The organism is Lederbergia wuyishanensis, assembly GCF_022900255.1.
In the GTDB taxonomy this organism is placed as follows: domain Bacteria; phylum Bacillota; class Bacilli; order Bacillales; family Bacillaceae_C; genus Lederbergia; species Lederbergia wuyishanensis.
This window is the reverse complement of record NZ_JALIRM010000013.1, coordinates 150958-171859: the sequence shown is the minus strand read 5'-3', so window position 1 is coordinate 171859 and position 20902 is coordinate 150958. Positions and strand designations below refer to the sequence as shown.

The following is a 20902-nucleotide window of genomic DNA, read 5'->3' as shown; positions in this document are numbered from 1 at the left end:
TCTTGGAAAGGATTTTTCGTGATGTTAGTATTCCACAAAGGCAAACAAATCGTACTTTAAACTAAAAAGAACAGAGAAGTGAAAAGAATGAAAATAGTAATTATCGCAGACACTCATATGCCAAAGATGGCAAAAAAACTTCCTACAAGACTAGTCGATGAGCTTAAAAACACCGATTTAATTCTTCATGCAGGTGATTGGCAAACGCTGAATTTGCATGAAGAGTTGATGCAATATGCTCCAGTTGAAGGAGTGGCAGGGAATATCGATAGCGAGGATTTGCAAAATTTCTTCGGAAAAAAGAAGATTATAAAGATTGGATCGTACACAATCGGATTAACACATGGCGATGGAAAAGGAAAAACAACCGAAAAAAGGGCATTAGAAATGTTTAAGGATGAACAAATCGATCTTCTAATTTTTGGTCATTCTCACATTCCAATAATGAAAAAGGTAGGCAATGTGACCATCTTTAATCCTGGTTCTCCTACTGATAAACGAAGACAAAAGCATTATTCCTTTGGAGTGCTTTCTATTACAAAAAATATAGCTTTAGACCATATATTTTTTGATGATAAGAGTTAGAGTAACAGATTATTAAAAATAGCAAGAAGTGTCAATGTCTATACATGTACATAGTATTTAAAATTAGAGGTTATGATTTTGTTAAATGTATAACGGATTTAGCTCTATTCCTTTTCCGCCTCAGGATGATAAAATAAAAAGGTTCTTTTATATCTAGATCTTATGTCAAAGTGGATATGATTATAAAAGAAAATGACTTTATTACAGAGGAGAAAAGCTTGCATGATTTTCGATAAATTAGAGAACTTAGCTCAGTATACTTTTAACAATCAAAAATTAAATAGTGCCCTTCAAGATATTATTGCAGGTCGTGTCGAGGAAGAAAATAAATCAGATGATTTTCAAAAAAACAAAATTGCATTTACAACGACTTCTTTGAATGAAAAAAGATATGAGGCACACAAGAATTATATTGATATCCATATTGTTTTAGATGGAAAAGAATATGTGGAAGTCGCGAATGTTCAAGAATTAATGAATACAACGGAGTATGACGCTGATAACGATATTTTCTTTGGAGATGTTGTATCCGACAATAAATTTTGCGGTTATTTGCAAAAAGGCTATGCTCTCATTTGCTTCCCGGAAGATACACATTTAGTTGGTGCTCATAAAGAAGTAGAAGAAAATATTAGCAAAGTTGTTTATAAAATATTATATCAATAAAGACTTAGGCACCGAATCTATGAATTCGGTGCCTAAAAAAATGATTGTACATGTCTTTTTTTTGTGATATTTTTATTTTGCCAAAAAAAAATACAACAAACACCCATCCATATAATCCTGATAATCTGGTTCAGGAGTTTCTACGGAGCAACCATAATTGCTCTACTATGGATAAAAGGACATGATTTCATCTATTAAGATGTTCTCTCATTTCTTTTATAACGACTTTTTATTGATTAGCAGCAAATTTGCTTAATGACTAGTAAACTACTTAAAAAATGGTATAGGGCTGAGAAAGAGGCTACTTAAATATGGAACTCTGCACTTACATTTTGTGTAGAGATTTGATTAATTCTCAGTTCTCTCTGGCCATTTTCTTGTAGTATACGCCTAGTAGCACTAAGTTTGCTCTTTTCTAAAAGTCCCATTCACTATACTTCTCATATGAGTTGTATTCCGTAGCGATGGTGTGATGAGAGGGGATCAACATGGAAATTTGGAAAGATATTTTGGCTGCTTTAAGTGGAGTATTAAATGGACTGCCACAAGGTTTATTAGCAATGACTTTTGGTTTTGCAACTATTCCAACAGCTGCAGCATTTTTAGTAGGTGCGGTTGGGAATGCAGCAACTAGTAATGTTGCAGTAATTTCATATCAAGCAGAGACGATTACATTGGCTGGTACAATGGGTAGAAGTATGCGTGAAAGATTATCGATGATCTTTTTTGGTGGCGCTATACTACTCATAATCGGCCTTTTTGGGTTTCTGGAGTCTTTGATAACATGGATTGGGCCTATTATTACAACAGGAATGATGGCCGGTGTTGGAATTATGCTTTCAAAAGTGTCTTGGGACATGGCAAAGAGCGATAAAATTAGTGGAATAACTTCGATGGCGAGTGCACTTGTCGTTTATTTTGCAACAAAGGATTTGGTGTATACCATTACAGCTTCTGTCATTTTATCCAGTATCGTTCGTTACTTTTTATCAAAAAATAAAATTGAATCTATGGTGAAGCAGGAATCAATAAAAGATGGCTTTATTCGTCAAAAATTGATTATGAACCCTAGCGTTTTACGTGGTGCTCTTGCAATGGTCTGCTTGAATATTGGAGCGAACATCGCTTTTGGAAAAATCAACGGAGAAATTGCTAATAAAGCAGTCAATGTCGACGTTCTGACAGTGATTAGTAGTTTCGCTGATATGGTTTCTTCATTCTTCGGCGGTGCACCAGTAGAAATCATCATTTCCGCAACAGCTAGCGCCCCTCATGCTGTTTGGTCAGGCGTATTGATGATGGTGTTGATGGCTGTCATTTTATTGACAGGATTACTGCCTAAAATCGGTAAGTTTGTACCGAGTGCTTCCATAGCTGGTTTCCTTTTTGTGTTAGGTGCTATTGTGACACTTCCGGGTAATGCGATTACTGCATTAACAGGTGAAGGAGCGGGCTCAGGTATCGTAGGTGCTATTACAATGATTGTGACAGCCATTACAGATCCATTCCTCGGAATGCTTTCAGGTGTAGTTGTTCAATTTTTAATGAACGTATTTGGATTTTAATGGAGGGTTCTAAATGAAAACATATACTTTGCAAATTGGAGACATAACAAGGGAATTACCCATTATCCCTATTTCTGATACGTTGAGCATAGCAAGCTTTGTAATCCTCGGCGACACTGAAATTGTAAGTAAATCAGCACCATTATTGGCAGAAAAATTACCAGAGGTCGATGTGCTTGTTACCGCGGAAGCAAAAGGAATTCCATTCGTATATGAACTTTCAAAGCAGCTTGGAATGTCCAGATATGTTGTTGCGAGAAAAAATGTGAAGCCTTATATGGATATGCCTCTTGTTAATAAAGTCACATCCATTACGACTCAAAAGGAGCAGCTGCTATGCCTTGATGGAGCGGATGCTGAGTTTATAAAAGGAAAACGAGTAGCGCTAGTCGATGATGTGATTAGTACGGGTGAATCGCTTCGAGTACTTGAAGAATTGGTCAAAGAAGCAGGTGCCATTGTGGCTGCTAAAGCAGCTATCCTTGCTGAAGGCGACGCAAAGAATCGAGAGGATATTTTTTACCTAGAATATCTGCCGCTTTTTCAAACTATTAAATGAACAATGAAAAACTGTTTAACATAATAAAAGGTTATTAAAAATATTTAAAAAAAGGGATTTAACACTTAATGGGGAAGTCTGTATGGATTTATTTTATTTCCATATAGACTTTTTTGTAAGATTTAAGTGATTAATGTAAATACCAATAATGAAGCAGGGTATACCAATATAGAGTAGTCCATTAGAAGGGAATTGGCTATATGGAGTTATTGATGGTTGTCTTATTATTGTTGGTTTGTTTATTAATTTCAAATATTATAAGTCATTATATACCTTTTATTCCTACAGCATTAACTCAAATCGCATTTGGAATCGTCCTTGCATTTTTCTTTAAGAACATTTCGTTCACTATTGAGACAGAATGGTTTTTATTATTATTTGTAGCGCCGCTATTATATAACGATGGGAGACATTACCCACGTAAGGAATTATGGAAGTTGAGAGCTCCAATTTTCGGAAACGCTATTGTTTTAGTTCTTCTCACAACAATGATTGGCGGGCTTTTTATTCATTGGATGATACCGAGTATCCCGCTAGCAGCTGCCTTTGCGCTAGCCGCTATTTTATCACCTACAGATCCCGTAGCGGTCAATGGAATTTCGAAAAGAATACATATTCCAGAGAGGGTATTGAACCTTGTTAGAGGTGAATCATTAATTAATGATGCCTCTGGTTTAGTTGCGTTCAATTATGCTATAGCCGCTGTAGTGACAGGTAATTTTTCATTAACAAGAGCAACTGTTGACTTTATTTATATGTTTTTAGTAGGGGCTATATCTGGTGTTATTCTTAGTCTTCTCATCATGTGGATCCGTTTCACACTTCGGAAACAAGGAATCCAAGATGTAACTTTCCATTCGTTGTTACAAATTATAACGCCGTTTCTTATTTATATGATTGCAGAGGAGTTTTTTCATGCCTCTGGGGTGATTGCTGTTGTGATAGCAGGAATAGTACATACGCTTATTAGAGAACGCACGGAAACGTTGAACGCCGAGGAGCAAGTACTCACGGAAAATATTTGGACCATTGTACTATTTATTTTAAATGGTATTGTCTTTCTTTTATTAGGCTTAAATATTCCTTCTTCTATGGCGTCCACAGTGGAAAATCCTGATATAGGAAATGGTTTAGCCGTTTTATACGTCATTATGATTGGATTTGTTATATTAAGTATCCGTTTTATTTGGTCGTACATTTTTTCATATTCGGTCTACCGATACAATAAACTAAACGAGTCCATCAAACCCAATTTAAAGACAAGTTTATTTATCAGTTTAACAGGAGTTCGGGGTGCCGTTACAATGGCAGGAGTTCTTTCAATCCCGTACCTCATAATAAACGGAAATGCCTTTCCGGAACGTTCATTAATTCTCTTTTTGGCTGCTGGAGTTATTCTTTTTACGTTAGTTGCTGCAACAGTTTTCCTGCCACTTTTAAGTAAAAACGTTCCGACAGTATCATCCGAAATGGATTTAATAAAAGCTAAAAGGGAGATTTTACTTGCAGCCACTCAAACAATTAGTTTGGAAATGAATGAGGAAAATAAAACTGCTGCTTATGAATTGATGGACGAATACAAAGTGAAATTACAACAAATTCATCCGAAACGAAGGAAAGATGAAGATACGACTGAAGAACACAAAAAAATGGCTGAAATAAGATTAATTGGTTTGAAAGCTGAGAGAAAATATATTCAAGAACTGATAGATAAAAAAGGAATGGATGAAAACGTCTTAAAATCATTTGAAAAATCTCTAAACCATAGGGAGGAAGTACTTTCAAATAATATAAGGTCTAGATTTATGTATCTTATCGGATTGGCTCTAAGAGGATTGAGACGTTATCGCATCCATAAAAGAAAGAATGACAAAGCTACATTGTATTTAGGTAAGCAAATTCAAATAAAAGCATTTCAAGCAGCTATTGAAACACTAGAAGAAACCTCAAATCGCTTTGAAAAAAATGATATCGTTTATGAAGTCATTCATGATTATAAAAGATTGATTGAGCGATTAAAAAAGCCATCTGTCCGTTATAATGAAAAAATAGAAGAACAAAAAGATGAACTTCGTATAAAAGTGATGGATGTAGAACGCTCAAAGATTCATGAAATGTATCAGGCAGGAGAAATCACCAGGGAGCAAGCGAGAGAATTAAGAAGGTTTATTAACTATATTGAAAGTGTTACTTTGAACGATCATATTGAATAAGTGTGAGGACGGTGAAATGTCTCCACTTATTATCAAGAAAAATATTCTCAAACGGTGAAAACGAAGTTCATCAATCCATCTTTCCCGCAACTGCTCCATTAGTTGGTATAGGAAGTGCTTTAAGGTCAGTAAATGAATAAATTGAAATATAATAATACGAAGGGACAGTCATTTTATAGGGCTGTTCTTTTTAATGTCCATTTTTAGAAATTCCCTTTAAAAATTGTAGACATTTAAAAATAAAGGATATATTATTTTATTAAGTAATGAATGAACTATTCATTCATCACTGAAGGGGAGTTGATAATACATGGGAAAAGAACTAACGGATTCTAATTGGAATTTACGGGGCAAGTATGTGGTCATAACAGGTGCAACAAGCGGTATTGGTCTTGCGGCTGCAAAAATTTTGGCATCTCGAGGTGCAAACCTTGGAATCATTGCTCGAAATGAAACCAAGGCGAAGGAAGTTGTAAATCAAATTGAAGCGCAAACGAATGAAAATATAGTGGTCAATGTGTTCATCGCAGATATGTCTTCGCAACAATCAATTCGCAAAGTAGCTTCGGAGATCTTATCAAATTGTCCAAGAGTAGACGTCTTGATTAACAATGCTGGAGCCTTGTTTGAAAACCATCAGATAACAGTCGATGACCAAGAAATGACTTGGGCTGTAAATCATTTAGGACCGTTCCTTCTTACAATTCTTCTTCTGGAGCGATTAAAAGAAAGTGCGCCTGCTCGAATTATTACTACTTCATCGCACGGACATAAGATGGCTAGAAAAGGGATTGATTTTAATGATTTACATGCAGAACAACTTTACAAGCCGATGAAGAAATTAATGGGAGGACCTACTCTTCGCTATGGGCAGACAAAGCTTGCAAATATATTTTTCACGTCTGAGCTTGCTCAACAGCTTAAAGGTACTGGGGTTAACACCTATTGCTTTGATCCTGGATTAGTCGACACGAACTTTAATCAAAATAATGGGAGAATGGCACGCTTGACGATGGCAGTGATGAGATTATTTTCACGCACTCCAGAAAAGGGGGCCGAAACAATGGTGTGGTTAGCAGAGACAGAAGAAGTAAGCCAGCAAACAGGTCTTTACTATGCAGATAAAAAAGTAGAAAGCCCGACGGAAATAGCCAAGGATAGAGATATTGCAAAACAATTGTGGGAGATTAGTGAAGCGCAAACGTTGATTAACGGTTAGAATAATTAGTAATCTTTACTAAGAAAATCCAAGTGTTTTTTCTTGGCTGTAATACGAACATGGGGGGACTCACTAATGGCACCATTAAATGAGCAACAATTAGATCAACTACACATACAACGAATAGTGCAAATAAAAAAAGCTGCCCTAAAAGTATTTGCAAATCGAGGAATTATAGGAACGAAAATAAGCATGATAGCCGCTGAAGCGGGTATTAGTCAAGGCTTATCATATCGTTATTTTAAATCAAAAGAAGAGCTACTTATTACTTTAATTCAAGATGCTCTTGAGGAAGCAAAAGCCGCGATGGAACAAGTTAATCACCTGCCAGGTACGCCATTAGAAAAATTGAGAAGTTTAACAAAAAGTATGCTTGACGATAGTAATAAGTATTTTTTCATGCTCATCCAGCAGGCTTCAAGTTCGGAAGAAGTTCCAGAGAAGGCGAAACAACTACTGGAACAATTCTCTAAAGAAAATCCAATCCAACTACTAATTCCATTATTTATAGAAGGTCAACGAATGGGTCAATTTTGCGAGGGTGATCCTTATAAGTTATTGTTTTGCTATTTTTCCGTTATCACAGGATTAATGTTACAAGAAGTGCAAGCAGATGAAAATTATTGGGTTCACGAGGTAGATTTATTAATGAAAGTAATAATGAAATGATAGGAAAGATTCAATGGGTGACAATAAGAACATTCTCTTTTAGTCACCCATTTGGTTTTACATCTAATTTACCTCGATTTGCTTTTGAATGTCCTTAAGGATACTCTCTAAAGAATATACAACCCCCTTGTCATCTTTATACATAATATTTCTAGGGGAAAAGTGAACGGGTGAATCTAATCCAGCTGCTGCAGAAATGCGGAATAATCCTTTTCTTAATGTAATCAAATAGTTTGCAACACGATATTTTTTTTCGTCAATCACTAAAGCTTTTTGTAAATCAGGGTCTGTTGTAGCAACTCCGACAGGACAGGTATTGGATTGACATTTTAAAGTTTGAATGCATCCGACAGAAATCATAAAACCACGTGCTATGTTAATTAAATCTGCTCCCATAGCTAATGCGACTGCAATTCGATCTGGTGTAAAGAGTTTCCCCGAAGCGATAATTTTCACACGATCTCGAACGCCATATTTGATTAGAGTGCATACAAGGATGGAAAGGGCAGATTTAAGAGGCAATCCTACGCTATCAATTAATTCTTGATACGAAGCTCCAGTTCCACCTTCACCGCCATCAACTGTGATAAAATCAGGGCCTTTCCCGGTTTCCTTCATATACTTTGCGAGTTCTTCAACACTATCGTTACTACCTACAACAATCTTTATCCCGACTGGTTTTCCAGTATGAGTTCGAATTTTTTCAATAAAATCACACATTGCTGGTACATCACTAAATTGATGAAAACGGTTCGGGCTATCTATAGATTTATAGGGGACCACTTTTCGAATTTCAGCAATTTCGGGATTAACTTTTTCGGCATCGATATGGCCACCTCGTGTTTTGGCACCCTGAGCTAATTTGATTTCGAATGCTTTTAATTGCGGAATTTCACTTACTTTTTTTAATTCATCCCAATCTACATCGCCATTTTCATCCCGGATTCCAAATAGGGCGGGACCAATTTGCATGATAATGTCTACTCCGCCTTCCAAATGGTAAGGTGATATGCCACCTTCACCTGTATTCATCCATGTACCTTTAGCAATGGCCAACCCTTTTGATAATGCAGTAATGGCGTTTTTCCCCAATGCACCATAACTCATAGCGGACATACCAATAAGCCCTTTTAGCACGAAGGGGTGTTTTGTACTGTGACCAATGACAACTGCATCATCATCATGTAATAAATACGAGGATGATTCATCTTCTTCCCATTTTTCCTCTCTTTGGGAAAAGAGGGGGTCTTTGATTAATAAATATCTTTTTGTTAAAGCAAATGTATTTTCATCCATCTTCATTTCTTCATTAAGCTTCGGGAACATATCATTTCGAACATAATAACCTTCTTCTTCAAAATCACGTTTTGAACCAAAGCCGACTACATCGCGCTTATATTTCGCGCTTTTTACAATATGTTCATAATCATCCCTTGAAAACGGTCTTCCTTCAGTATCACTATTGAACCAATACTGGCGAAATTCAGGACCAATTTTTTCGAAAAAATATCGAACCCTACCAAGAAAAGGATAATTTCTTAAAATGGAATGCATTTTCTGGTTTCTGTCGAACATGAATAATAATAAAATAGAGACAATCAGTCCGATCAAAACAATTCCGATAAACAAAAACCCAATAATAATTAATACACTTGCTATAAAATTCATGTCTTCCACCTCATAATGGTTGAAATTCCCTATGATTAATATCATCGTACTTAAATGGATTTATACCGTTATTAAACACATTCTTGTTTTGTAGAGATGATGTAAGTGAGAGTAAGGGAGGAGTTTCATGAATTTCAATAAAATATGATACCTGTAAGAAAGCGATGTGAAAACATGGTTTCAAGTCTCTTCAAAAGGATGATGAACTGGTATGACTAATAAGAAAACTAATCGAATTTCTGGTTCTGAACAAGTAGCTGAATTTATGATAAATCTAAAGCATCCATTAAAAAAAGAAATAGACGAAGTTCGAATTATTATTTTAAGTGCTAATGAACAAATTACCGAACATATAAAATGGAATGCCCCTAGTTTCTGCTATAAGAATGAAGATAGGGTGACCTTTAATCTTCATGGCAAAGGTTTTTTTAGGTTGGTTTTTCATTGCGGTGCAAAAGCGAAAGAAAACCACTTGGAAAGATCTTTGGTTGATGATACAACAGAATTATTGGAATGGGTTTCCAGTGACAGAGCTATTGTAAAATTTACGGATATGAATGATGTGAAGGAAAAGAAAGACAAACTTGTAGAGGCAGTAAATAAGTGGATAGATGCAACGTTTTAGAAGTAATCATATATGGAATATAATATGGGAAACATAGGTGGCAGAAGTTGACTAAAACAATCGTAGAAAAACTAAATTTAAAAAAGTATGAAAAAGTAGCAGTACTAAATGTACCTGAAGCCACGGATTACTTAAAAGAACTAGCTAATTATGATACCGAACTTAAAGGAAGTAAGTATGATTTAATCTTTGCATTTGTGCTCGATATGGAATCTTTCAAAAAGCTTATTTACGAAGTAATTGAAAACAATTATTTAAACAAAAATGGCTATATCTTTTTGGCTTACCCTAAAAAAGGAAATAAAGTATATCCAACTTTCATCCATAGAGACGAAATATTTCCTAATATTGGAGTGGACGAAAATGGTTTTGTTGGAACAAGCAATGTAAAATTTTCTCGAATGTTAGGTTTGGATGATGTTTTTACAGTTGTCGGTCTGAAAGAGGATGGCAAAAGCAAAAATAAAACATCTACAAAAGAGAGTCAGTTAGTTGATGATTATATTGAAATGATTCCAGCAGTAGAAAAGGATTTACAAGATACCCCGAATTTACTAGCTTTTTATCAGTCTCTCACTCCAGGATACCAAAAAGATTGGGCTCGGCATGTGTATAGTGCGAAACAAGAAGCAACTAAAAATAAGCGACGCGAAGAAATGAAAACAATTCTAGCCGCAGGGTACAAGAGTAGGGATTTATATCGAAGGGAACAATAACTAAATATCAATTAATAAAAGAATCCATTGGACAGTAAAAAGGTGGTCCAATGGATTTCGATCCTTGAGAATTGTATCTATCAGAATATTACTCTTGTATAAGGTGTTTTTTTCTCGTATAACAATTACTCTAAACTAATGTAAGAGCGAATCGATTCCGACCATCACACTTTTGATTCCGAATATACTTTAAGCATTTCCTCAACACTAATCCCATTAATTTTCATTCCTTTTATATTACACATGCTAATCTCAACGTTTTCTAAGTTACAATCAGTGATCGTGCTGTCATTTAGGTTACAATTTTCAAACTTAAGCGGTCTTTGTTTGGCGTTAGGTTCATAATTCGGATGCCCCTCGAGTGGTAGACCTATATTATGAATATAAGCTCCCCCTAGCTGGGCTCCATCGATTTCAACATCACTTAAGTTAGCATCATTTATCATTAATCGACTTAAATTGGCATTAACTATTTTTGTATCAGATAAATCAACATTTTCGAAATAGAGTTTATGACCAAGTACGCAAGTAAAAGTAGAAGCAGAAATGTCAGCCATATTCAATTCTTGTTTTTGATTTTGGAGATTCATTGAAATCATTCCTTTTATTCTAGTTTATTTTTAGGCATCGCATTCAACATTAAACATGTTTCCGTTAGGGTCAAAGAAGTCCAAAAATTTAAAGCCTCCTATTTCATCATGAACAATTTTCTCGACTCGTACACCGTGAGCTTTTAGATGATCATAAAACTGTTCAATATTTTTAGCTTGAAAGCCTACAACACTTCTTATTACACCATTTTTAGTAAAATTAGCATTTGTATCATCGTTTATTTCAGATAGAAAAAGCATTTGTCCAGATGGCAAGTTTACTTGAGCGAGCTTTTCTTCTTCACTATGCCAGACAAATTGAAAACCTAAAACTTCGGTGTACCATTTAATAGATTTTGATATATCTTTAACAGGTACAGTATTATATAAAATTTTTTCAATCATTTCTTTAATTACTCCTCTTTTCAATCTCCACACTTACGATCGTTTTGCACTTTTCGGGAGGATAACAGTCCATGGCTGGATATAAATAAATTTCTCGGTGGGCTCCGTTTACTTGGTATCCTTCCGCCTCTAAGTCCTCTTTTATTTTTTGAAGTGTTTCTTTTGCATGTTTGTAATGGCCGACATGAAGTCTTTGTGCACATAAAGTAGGATTAGTTTTCTTAAAAGTAATGGTAGGGAGTTCCTTAACACGTAAATTCTTCTTGACTCGTTCCATCGCCCTTTCGAACATTTCGTCTGTTACACAGTCAGCCACTAACATCATTTGGTCAACGATCCATTTTTTATTGTCGGCTGCTCGATGCCAAATAATTTCTGGAGGCATTAGCTTAAATTTGTATTCAAGTTCCTTTTTCGTTATCTGTTTGATTTGGTTGACTACTTTCCAAGCAATCCATTTTTCATCTATCGGCTCAGGTCGTCCGTCCCAATTCATATGATAGGATGTAATCATACTTTGTGATACGTATTTTAGTTCTGGGAGTAATTGAATAACTGTTTTGTCAGGCTTTAGTTGATAAATATCTCGGTAGATTTTTCGATGATCGTGCGTCTTAAGAGTTTTAGGTTTAAGTTGCGTCATATACTTTCTCCTTAAAAAAATTCTTGTAATATCACAGATTATAAAAGTGGTAAAATAGTCATAGATGAGGATATAATGGCTAAGTGTGAGTTTCACCCATATTTGATTTCTTTACTGTGACAAGAAAGTCCTTTATTTTTTAAAAATTTCTTCTACTTGTTTATAAAAGAGAGTTCTAAATGAAATTCGTATATGTAAACGGATACGGATGTTATCGGAATGGATGGTGTTCAATGAAGCTAAAAATATCTATGTTTTATTTGTTTTTATATCTTGCCATGGGAAGTTTTATGCCATTTATGAGTTTGTTTTTATCCGAAAGAGGTTTCGATGGAGCTTCGATAGGGGTTATTCTTGGGGCAGGATCGTTAACAGGAATAATTGCTCAGCCAGTTTTTGGCCTGATTAACGATGCTGCGAAGGATTATCGGACGTTGTTAAAGGTTTCCACCTTTTTATCGGCTATAGTGGCGTTCGGTTATATTTTTAGTGAATCGTTTATCCCGATGATTATAACTGCAGTTGTTTTTTCTTTTATTAATACACCAGCTGGAACTATTGTAGATGCAATTGCTGTTGAAAAAGGTCCATCCTTTGGATTCACGTATGGGCAGGTTCGATTATGGGGGGCACTTGGTTTTGCATTCGTAACGGTTATTGCTGGATATGTATATAATTCTATCGGCTATCACTATAGTTTTATTGCATACGCATTATTTGCTGTCATTATGTTCTTACTCATGTTTTCTTTCCCTAAATTGGAACGACCTAAAAAAGCCGAAGTTCTGGGTAAAGAGGGGATAGGTGCACTATTTAGAAATGGATACTTTATTTTATTCCTTGTTATTACGATGCTAATTTCAGGAACAGTTACAATGAATTTTAGTTATTTATCCCTTTATTTTCAAAAACTAAATTATCCGGTGAATCTAGTCGGTTGGAATTTTACGATTGCTGCAGTCGTCGAGATTCCATTGTTCTGGCTATCCGCAAAGCTCATTCGTCGAATTGGATTATTTCCGATGCTTATTCTTGGAACGATAGCTTACGCAATTAAGTATATTATAATGGGTTTCGCTCCTCCTGTTGGTGTTGTATTATCCTTGCAAGCTCTAGATGGAATAGCTTTTGCCTTTTACTTTAGCTCTGTTATTGAAATTGTTAATTTAATGGCTCCAAGAGATGCAAAGGCAACCGCTCAAACAATGTTTGCTGCTGCCGGAGGACTTGCGGGGATTGCCGGAAACGTAATAGGAGGAATAGTCGTAGATTACCAAGGACCACAGTTCTTGTTCTGGATGATGGGATGTATTATCTGTATCGGAACTCTATTCTTCATCTTCTTCCCTAAAAAAGGGAGCTATCGTTTGCCTGCAAGCAATTCAGATAATGTAGTAGGAGCTTAATAGATTATGAAAAAATCCAACTAACTATTCCTAGTTAATTGGATTTTTTTCTTTTATTGGGCTTGTTGAACAGGAACCAGCACAATTTTTACTTAATTCACAGCCAGCACATTTTCCCATTTTACTTCTCTTTATAAATCTATATATCGTAAATATAGCGTAACTGAAAATAAGAACACCAAGAAGGATACTGATGAACATTTCGTTTCCCTTCCTTCTATTTATTGAAAACCTAATAGATGGCCGCCTTGATAAATAATGACTGACACCAAATAAGCAATGACTAGAGCATAACCTACCGAAAACCATGTCCATTTAGCTGAACCTGTTTCTTTTTTTATAGCGGCGACTGTCGCTAGGCATGGCACATATAGCAAGATAAAAGCGAGAAAACTATAGGCAGATAGTGGTGTGAAGTAGTCCGTCATTACCCCTTGTAAAGTGTGCATGTCAGGTGCAACATATATGATGTTCATTGTCGATACGACAACTTCTTTCGCCAAAAATCCAGTTAATAACGCCGCTCCGGCTTGCCAATTTCCGAATCCGAGCGGGTGAAGAATCGGAGCAATCACTCCGCCAATTACAGCAAGGAAGCTTTCATCCATCGAAACATTGAAACCACTAGGTCCCGCATACGTTAAGAGCCAGATGATAACAGAACCACCAAAAATGAAGGTACCTGCTTTACGAACAAATCCTTTTCCTTTTTCCCATGTGCTTTGCAATAAAGTTTTGAATTGTGGAATACGATACGGTGGTAATTCAATTACAAAAAATGAACTTTCTTGTTTTAAGATTGTCGCAGAAAAAATCTTCGCTAATGTGAGTGCAAGTATTACCCCTAATAAGTATAAGGATAGAACAATTAAAGCTTGATTTTGTTTAAAAAATGCACCTACAAACAAACTATATACTGTCAATCTAGCTGAACAAGACATCAATGGATTTAATATGATTGTTAGAAGCCGTTCTTTCGGTTGCTCAATTGTTCTAGCAGCCATAATCCCTGGGACATTGCAGCCAAAACCAATAATCATAGGAATGAATGCTTTACCATTTAACCCGATGCTTTCCATTATCTTATCCATTACCATTGCAACACGAGCCATATAACCCGAATCCTCAACGAATGAAATCATAAAGAAGAGCATAAAGATTTGTGGCACAAATACAAGCACTCCACCAACACCAGCAACAATTCCTTCTAAGATTAATGCTCGTATAAATTCAGTAGCACCTGCAGAAACTAGTAAATTGTTGAGAGTTTCCGCTAACGGACCGGTAATAAATGCATCCAATCCATCTGAAAGTGGGGTTCCAACCCAATCAAAGGTCAATTTAAATATTAGATAAGTAAATAGTATAAAAATAGGCAATCCAAGTACTTTATTTGTAACGATTTGATCGATTCGATCCGTCATCGTAACTTCTATTTTTTTAGTATTGTTGACACAGCACAATAGAAGAGATTGAATATAGTTTCCCCGAACCATATGGATATGTTGAGCCATCGATTTAGACTTTGTTTCAGCAAGAATTTGGTTTTCAGTAGTTTCGTATAATTCATTCAAGATTGATTCGGGAATGTATTGTAATAAAAGATCACGAACAAGCTTGTTTCCTTCGAAAAGTTGAAGAGCTAACCATCTTTTTGGTGGTAAGTCTTGTTCCTTAGGAAGTAATGAAATGATATGCTGAACAGATTCCTCCATCGTTCTTCCGTAATGAATCATGAGCGGCGTCTGTGATTCCCTAGTGGCAACTATAGTTGATGCTAACTCATCACACCCTGCTCCAGACCGGGCGACGATAGGGACGACCAAACAACCAAGGCGTTCCGATAATAATTTAATATCAATTTCAATACCTCGTGCCTTAGCTACATCCACCATATTTAATCCGATGGTAAGCGGCTTCCCATATTCTAATAATTGTATAGTTAAATATAGATTCCGTTCCAACTGGGAAGCGTCAACGATATTTAAAATAGTGGAAACATCATCGTATAATAGAAAATGAGTGGCAACTCCTTCATCCTTAGATAGAGGATTGAGAGAATATACACCAGGTAAATCAATTAATTTTCCGTTTTTGCTTTTTAAAACCCCAACCTTCTTTTCAACTGTGACACCTGTCCAGTTTCCCACGTATTCATAAGAACCTGTCAATTTATTGAATAAAGAGGTTTTCCCAGTGTTGGGGTTGCCAAATAACGCTATGTTATTGATATGCTTTCCACCCGAATCTTTTTAGCTTCGCTCCGGCGAATACCTATTAATTGTCCTCTTGCTTCGATTGTAATCGGTCCGCCTAAAGGTAGTACACGCTTTATCTTCAGGATTGAACCTTCCATTATTCCAAGATCTAATAAGCGTCTTCGGACAAGTTCGTTTACTGAATCAGTATTATTAATTCGCACTTTATTTCCTACCTGTATTTCAGATAAAAGCATTACATTCACCTCAATGCGATTGATAATCAATCTCAATTCACATTTATAATTTTAAAAAAAGGATATTCATTTGTAAATAAAAAAATACTGGAAAAAATTTCTTGACTATCTATCTAACGTTCGTTAGAATTCGAGTTATAGAGGTGATTACTATTTCAACAAAAGAAAAAATATTAAATGCCGCTATTGATTTATTTTCGAAATCAAGTTTTAGCGCAGTGTCGATTAGAGACATAACAAGAGAAGTAGGAATTAAAGAAAGTTCATTGTATTATCACTTTAAAAATAAAGATGAGCTGTTAGAATGCATTTTTGAAATATATAGAGAAGAGATTAAAAAAGTATGTCCTCCACTTAAAGACATTGACTACATCTTGACACAAACGACTCCTGAACAGTTTTTACTTCATGGGTTGCAAAAGTTCAAATCTCTCATTTGTGATAATCCGAAGATGTCGAAAATATCACGGATTTTAAGTACCGAACAATTTAGCCATCCGAAAGCAAGGTACATCATTTCGAATGATTTATATGAAGAAAATATTAAATTCCTCGAAGTGGTATTTACCAAATTCATGGAATCAGAGTACATTCAAGAATTTCCTGCCCGGTTACTCGCGATTGAATATCAGTATCCTGTTTTTTCTATGATTACTCAATATCAAATTTTACAATTTGAACAACAAGATACATCAGAATTAGAAAAATTACTTGAGGATCATGTTAAGTTTTTCTTCTATAAAATCAAAAAATAAATAATTTAAGCATTGCTGGAATTAGGGGGGGCAATATGAAGTTTTTAAGGGAAGATTTTAAGGTTTCGGAGTCGGGGATTAGCGAAGTTGAAAGTGTTATGATTGGTGGGATTAAACAAAGTATTTTAATACAATCAGAGAATCCCAACAATCCGGTTCTGCTTTTTATCCATGGAGGACCAAGCATGCCAGTGCCTGGTGTTTCGAGCAGAGGTTCCGATTATACATTAGTTACTACGACGAAAGAACTTATTAAACATTTCACTGTTGTTTTTTGGGACCAGCGCGGAACGGGAAAATCATATTCAAAAGATATTCCAAAAGAGACAATGCATCTTAAACAATTCATCAGTGATGGGCTGGAAGTAACGGAATATTTACGTAGCCGTTTTAAGAAAGAAAAAATTCATCTTGTCTCTCATTCTTGGGGAACAGTCATAGGCTTGTCCCTTGCTTCTCAATATCCGGATAGATACTACACTTATACAGGCTTTTCGCAAATTACAAGCTGGGTAGAAAATGATAAACTTAGCTATAAATGGTTAATGGAAGCAGCAAAGGAAAAGAATGATCGAAAAGCAATACAGGAATTAACAGCTGTTGGAGCTCCACCGTATTTAGAAGGATTCAAACAGTGGGCTGTTATTCGAAAATGGCAATTTAAATATAATTCAATGTTTTATAAAACTGGAGATAAAAAATCAGCCACCTTTTTTTCAGGTCTGAAAATCATGCTAAGATCGAAAGACTATTCATTAATAGATATTTACAATTCACTTGTAAGAGGCTTCAAACTTTCTTATTCGGAGAAAATGTTAGAGGATATAAATACTTTCGACTTTTTTAAAGAGGCTCCTTCACTACAGATGCCAATAATGTTTATTCATGGTAGTAAAGAAAAGCATGTGATGCCAGAACTGATTCAAAAATATTATGAGCAGTTGGATGCTCCTATGGGAAAACAATTGCTATGGTCTGATAAATCCTCCCATGCTTTTCATTTGGATGATGCACGGGAAAACGAGCAAAGGTTGATAGCACATCTTACAACATGTAAGGGAAAGTAGGTTCATACGATGGCTTATGAAATCAATGACGTCATGATATCCAATGTCGATATCAGAAAAAGAGTACAGGAGTTAGCTGAAGAAATTGAAAAAGACTTTAATCACGAATCCGTTTTTTTAATTGTTGTATTAAAGGGATCTTTCGTATTTGCAGCTGATTTGATCCGTGAGATGAAAGGAGACATTAAAGTCGATTTTATCTCCGTCTCCAGCTACAGTAATCAGACTGAAACTACAGGTAAGGTTAGGCTTTTAAAAGATTTAGATGCGAATATTACGAATCAAAACGTTGTTGTAGTAGAGGATATTATCGATAGCGGTCTGACACTGCATTTCTTACGTGATCACTTGAAAATGCATAAACCAAAGCAGATTAAAATTTGCACCTTATTAGACAAACCTGAGAGAAGAAAGATTGACTTGCCTGTCGATTACGTTGGTTTCGTTATCCCCGATGAATTCATTGTTGGATATGGAATCGATTATGCAGAAAAGTATAGGAATTTACCTTATATTGCAACAGTGAAAGAAGTATAAATCTACCTAAGATTGCTAACTAGTCCAGATATAGTTCAAATTATTTATCTGCAAAATAAGTCAACTATTTTAAGTTGACTTATTTATTTTTTACTTAATCATAAGTATTTATTAAGTTATTTTATAAAATATATCGATTTTACTTATCGATTAATCCGTACTATCCTTAAGGTGAATCTAAGGAGGTGCATAGCATGGAGTATATAGCGCTATTTTTGATAGGAATATTTGCAACAACTGTCGGAACATTGGCTGGCGGGGGAGGCTTTATCAGTTTTCCTGCAATGTTGATTTTAGGAATGCCTGTCCACTCAGCGATTGGGGCAAATAAAGTATCTAACACCATTAGTTCCTTTTCGAGCTTCTTGCATTTATATAAAAAGAAAGAATTATCTTTAAAAGAATCCTTCTGGATCATTCCTGTCAGTCTTGGAGGCGGATTAAGCGGGGGCTATATTGCGTCAAAAATATCTGGGGAGAATATGTACATTGTTGCTATTATCTTATTAATATTTGCCTTTATTACTTCATTCAAAGGGAAAGGCGGTTTTACAGGTGAAAATCCTTTGAAGATGAACAAATTTAGTATTCCTGGGCTTTATGGTATTGGAATATACGATGGTCTTTTTGGTCCGGGACAAGGGACGTTAATGTTCTATTTATTTAGTTCCTTAAAAATCTCTTATATTCAAGCTGTTGGTCTTGTTCGCCTTGCAACATTTTCTAGTTGCTTCGGAGCGGCCGTTTCCTATATTGCTACAGGTAAAATAATATGGCCATTAACAGTGTGCCTTCTTTTAGGCTCACTTACGGGTGCTCAAATAGGAGTTCGTATTGCAGAAAAACTAAAACCACAATATGTTAAGCCGGTATTACGAATAGTAACATTTATTCTTATTGTGCAAATTGTACTTGATCATGCTCTTTAAAAAGTCAAAATAAAAGTGCCGAAATTGCTAGGCACTTTTAATATTTAAGTATCTTTATTTACTAAATAAATTAGTATGGACTAGGAATCTATTCTTCACATTTGTAACGAAATACAGGTCCGGTTTGTATGAAATATCCGCTTCTTACTTGTCCTGCCCAATTTTGTAATGCTTCCTGCCATTGAACGCTATTAAAAAATTCATTAACTGAAGTAGTATCAGAAAACCAGATTAGTGGGGTAAAAGGTGCCAGAGGACCAGCATCACCCCAAATCCCACCCGCCTTAACGGTGCTTTGCTTGACTAAAAGTAAAGGAAGGCCCCTTTGGTACGCCATAGATGGTTCAATCTGCAAGAAAGGCGAATAAGGTTCTCCTTGATCTGTAGGTCGTGTTTGTTTTAAAAGGACAGCTGCAGCTCCGTAGCTTGAATTTACCGCTCTGCGGATATTTTCCAGAGTCGTATCTGGATACTGATCTGTATTCGGTATCGTTCTTGGAAATAAAAGAACTCTTTTTATTTCCCTAAACATACGAATAACAAATTCTTGTTCCTTGGAAAAAGGGGGAGTAGAAGGACCGAGTGTAAAAAGATTTTGATGGCTGAAAAAGACAGGAATCCTAAAAAAGTCACTTGCAGCTTGATTCAACTCATTTACACCTTGATTAAACTGTTTTACTGCATCAGCTCTCGCTACTTGCCTACTGTTGTTCTGCATTAAATTATCACCTCCTGCTACCAATTTATGAGGAGGGATATAAAGAGCTTATTTACTTGTCTTGATACATTCGTATTATTTCTTCAATTTTCTTCAAGAAATGAACGTATTTCCTATTCACAAGATTCTATTTTATGTTTAATCCTTTGTATCTACTAGTGACCTTCTGCTTTCATTACTCAGTTATCCAAAAAATAAATTGCTTTGGATTTTAATTCTTTTAGTTTAAAATGTATTATTTTGGTATAATTACAAGAAATGGAATAGAGGGGGGAGTTTTTTGTTGCTAACAAAGAAAAAAGTCAAAAGTAGGTTGCAAATGTTGTTTTTTGCTAGTGCTATTTTCTTTGCTGGTTTTCTAATAGGGAACAACCGTTCAAAAATAATTGATTTTTCAATTAGTGATAGTTTCATTACAATATTTTTCTCTAAGCCTGAAATATTTATGGAAAAAGTTATTAACTATGCACCAATAATGAGTACACTCCTCACAGTTATAATATTTACATTGGTAAGCTTTGCAATCATTAAAATACTCACCATATTTCTTAGTCTTTTCAGAAGAAAAAGCTGGAAGCCTATAGTCATAAGTAATGATAGGAATGGCAACAGGAAAGTAAGAAAAGCTTTTGTTCCGATAAGTCGCAAACGACAGACCATAAATGAGGTAAAAGATGAAATAGTAAATGTATTAAAATCTAATCCGAATTCACTGAACTTTATGAAAAACACCTTTAAGAAAACGGGGAATTTGGATCATGACTTTTTAAATAGTATTAAGGAAAAGGTGAAAAGTGAAATTGAAGCAAGAATGAATATAAGAGAAATAAATGGTATTAATATTGATAGATACATAGAAAATGAGGTAAAAAGAAAAATTAGAAAGTATTAAGCTGTAAGTAAATACATTTT

Annotated in this window: 23 protein-coding genes and 1 riboswitch; of the genes, 15 read left to right on the top strand and 8 right to left on the bottom strand. The window is 35.3% G+C overall.

Annotation, left to right across the window (positions count from 1 at the left end):
• Positions 1 to 87: 87 nt before the first annotated feature.
• The 7 genes from MT489_RS17845 to MT489_RS17815 all read left to right on the top strand — a co-directional run bounded on the left by MT489_RS17845 (position 88) and on the right by MT489_RS17815 (position 7476).
• The gene (locus MT489_RS17845) at positions 88 to 585 is read left to right on the top strand and encodes a metallophosphoesterase family protein (protein ID WP_244682925.1); all 498 of its coding nucleotides are present in this window, start codon (positions 88 to 90) and stop codon (positions 583 to 585) included.
• A gap of 222 nt (positions 586 to 807) precedes the next feature.
• Positions 808 to 1251, top strand: a complete 444-nt coding sequence (locus MT489_RS17840) for a NanQ anomerase/TabA/YiaL family protein (protein ID WP_244682924.1) — start codon at positions 808 to 810, stop codon at positions 1249 to 1251.
• Between the two features lie 87 nt (positions 1252 to 1338).
• Positions 1339 to 1439, top strand: a riboswitch (purine riboswitch).
• Between the two features lie 300 nt (positions 1440 to 1739).
• On the top strand, positions 1740 to 2816 hold the full coding sequence (locus MT489_RS17835; RefSeq protein ID WP_244682923.1) for an NCS2 family permease: 1077 nt from the start codon (positions 1740 to 1742) through the stop codon (positions 2814 to 2816).
• 13 nt (positions 2817 to 2829) lie between these two features.
• Positions 2830 to 3375, top strand: coding sequence for a phosphoribosyltransferase family protein (locus MT489_RS17830; RefSeq protein ID WP_244682922.1), 546 nt, complete (start codon positions 2830 to 2832; stop codon positions 3373 to 3375).
• A 200-nt stretch (positions 3376 to 3575) separates the two neighbouring features.
• Positions 3576 to 5588, top strand: a complete 2013-nt coding sequence (locus MT489_RS17825; protein WP_244682921.1) for a Na+/H+ antiporter — start codon at positions 3576 to 3578, stop codon at positions 5586 to 5588.
• Between the two features lie 310 nt (positions 5589 to 5898).
• Entirely contained in the window at positions 5899 to 6807 is a 909-nt protein-coding gene (locus MT489_RS17820; protein ID WP_244682920.1) for an SDR family NAD(P)-dependent oxidoreductase, read from the top strand.
• A gap of 75 nt (positions 6808 to 6882) precedes the next feature.
• On the top strand, positions 6883 to 7476 hold the full coding sequence (locus MT489_RS17815; protein ID WP_244682919.1) for a TetR/AcrR family transcriptional regulator: 594 nt from the start codon (positions 6883 to 6885) through the stop codon (positions 7474 to 7476).
• A gap of 63 nt (positions 7477 to 7539) precedes the next feature.
• Here MT489_RS17815 and MT489_RS17810 read toward each other — a convergent pair whose 3' ends face one another.
• Positions 7540 to 9144, bottom strand: coding sequence for an FMN-binding glutamate synthase family protein (locus tag MT489_RS17810; RefSeq protein ID WP_244682918.1), 1605 nt, complete (start codon positions 9142 to 9144; stop codon positions 7540 to 7542).
• 211 nt (positions 9145 to 9355) lie between these two features.
• Between MT489_RS17810 and MT489_RS17805 the strand changes: the two genes are divergently transcribed.
• A complete protein-coding gene (locus MT489_RS17805; protein WP_244682917.1) occupies positions 9356 to 9769 on the top strand; it encodes a DUF1801 domain-containing protein in 414 nt (137 codons plus the stop codon).
• A gap of 47 nt (positions 9770 to 9816) precedes the next feature.
• Positions 9817 to 10485 carry a YdeI/OmpD-associated family protein gene (locus MT489_RS17800; RefSeq protein WP_244682916.1) on the top strand — a complete coding sequence of 223 codons (669 nt, stop codon included), beginning with the start codon at positions 9817 to 9819 and terminating at the stop codon, positions 10483 to 10485.
• 164 nt (positions 10486 to 10649) lie between these two features.
• Here the strand turns inward: MT489_RS17800 and MT489_RS17795 are convergent, their stop codons facing one another.
• From MT489_RS17795 to MT489_RS17785, 3 genes are read right to left on the bottom strand one after another with little or no spacing between them, the layout of a single operon-like run.
• Positions 10650 to 11075 carry a pentapeptide repeat-containing protein gene (locus MT489_RS17795; RefSeq protein WP_244682915.1) on the bottom strand — a complete coding sequence of 142 codons (426 nt, stop codon included), beginning with the start codon at positions 11073 to 11075 and terminating at the stop codon, positions 10650 to 10652.
• 30 nt (positions 11076 to 11105) lie between these two features.
• Positions 11106 to 11480: a VOC family protein gene (locus tag MT489_RS17790; RefSeq protein ID WP_244682914.1), complete on the bottom strand. Its 375-nt coding sequence runs from the start codon at positions 11478 to 11480 to the stop codon at positions 11106 to 11108.
• A gap of 4 nt (positions 11481 to 11484) precedes the next feature.
• On the bottom strand, positions 11485 to 12123 hold the full coding sequence (locus MT489_RS17785) for a GyrI-like domain-containing protein (RefSeq protein WP_244682913.1): 639 nt from the start codon (positions 12121 to 12123) through the stop codon (positions 11485 to 11487).
• A 179-nt stretch (positions 12124 to 12302) separates the two neighbouring features.
• Between MT489_RS17785 and MT489_RS17780 the strand changes: the two genes are divergently transcribed.
• A complete protein-coding gene (locus MT489_RS17780; RefSeq protein ID WP_244682912.1) occupies positions 12303 to 13529 on the top strand; it encodes an MFS transporter in 1227 nt (408 codons plus the stop codon).
• Between the two features lie 30 nt (positions 13530 to 13559).
• On the opposite strand, the gene MT489_RS17775 is transcribed toward MT489_RS17780, so the two are convergent.
• The 3 genes from MT489_RS17775 to MT489_RS17765 are packed head-to-tail and all read right to left on the bottom strand — an operon-like array spanning position 13560 to position 16014.
• A complete protein-coding gene (locus MT489_RS17775; RefSeq protein ID WP_244682911.1) occupies positions 13560 to 13730 on the bottom strand; it encodes a FeoB-associated Cys-rich membrane protein in 171 nt (56 codons plus the stop codon).
• A gap of 20 nt (positions 13731 to 13750) precedes the next feature.
• Positions 13751 to 15760, bottom strand: coding sequence for a ferrous iron transport protein B (gene feoB, locus MT489_RS17770; protein WP_244682957.1), 2010 nt, complete (start codon positions 15758 to 15760; stop codon positions 13751 to 13753).
• Complete coding sequence (locus MT489_RS17765) at positions 15748 to 16014, bottom strand: FeoA family protein (RefSeq protein WP_307416043.1); 267 nt, start codon at positions 16012 to 16014, stop codon at positions 15748 to 15750. The genes feoB and MT489_RS17765 overlap by 13 nt, the downstream gene beginning before the upstream one ends.
• Positions 16015 to 16085: 71 nt before the next feature.
• Here MT489_RS17765 and MT489_RS17760 point away from each other — a divergent pair, with 71 nt between their 5' ends.
• The 4 genes from MT489_RS17760 (at position 16086) to MT489_RS17745 (ending at position 19272) form a co-directional block, all read left to right on the top strand.
• Positions 16086 to 16739 (top strand): TetR/AcrR family transcriptional regulator, encoded by a 654-nt coding sequence (locus MT489_RS17760; RefSeq protein ID WP_244682910.1) that lies wholly within the window; start codon positions 16086 to 16088, stop codon positions 16737 to 16739.
• A 35-nt stretch (positions 16740 to 16774) separates the two neighbouring features.
• Positions 16775 to 17806, top strand: a complete 1032-nt coding sequence (locus tag MT489_RS17755) for an alpha/beta hydrolase (protein WP_244682909.1) — start codon at positions 16775 to 16777, stop codon at positions 17804 to 17806.
• Positions 17807 to 17815: 9 nt separating this feature from the next.
• A complete protein-coding gene (gene hpt / locus MT489_RS17750) occupies positions 17816 to 18343 on the top strand; it encodes a hypoxanthine phosphoribosyltransferase (protein WP_244682908.1) in 528 nt (175 codons plus the stop codon).
• 194 nt (positions 18344 to 18537) lie between these two features.
• Entirely contained in the window at positions 18538 to 19272 is a 735-nt protein-coding gene (locus MT489_RS17745) for a sulfite exporter TauE/SafE family protein (RefSeq protein WP_244682907.1), read from the top strand.
• Between the two features lie 88 nt (positions 19273 to 19360).
• Here MT489_RS17745 and MT489_RS17740 read toward each other — a convergent pair whose 3' ends face one another.
• The gene (locus MT489_RS17740; RefSeq protein WP_244682906.1) at positions 19361 to 19990 is read right to left on the bottom strand and encodes a hypothetical protein; all 630 of its coding nucleotides are present in this window, start codon (positions 19988 to 19990) and stop codon (positions 19361 to 19363) included.
• A gap of 283 nt (positions 19991 to 20273) precedes the next feature.
• On the opposite strand from MT489_RS17740, the gene MT489_RS17735 reads away from it, so the two are divergent.
• Positions 20274 to 20882 carry a hypothetical protein gene (locus tag MT489_RS17735; RefSeq protein WP_244682905.1) on the top strand — a complete coding sequence of 203 codons (609 nt, stop codon included), beginning with the start codon at positions 20274 to 20276 and terminating at the stop codon, positions 20880 to 20882.
• The last annotated feature ends 20 nt before the right edge of the window (positions 20883 to 20902 follow it).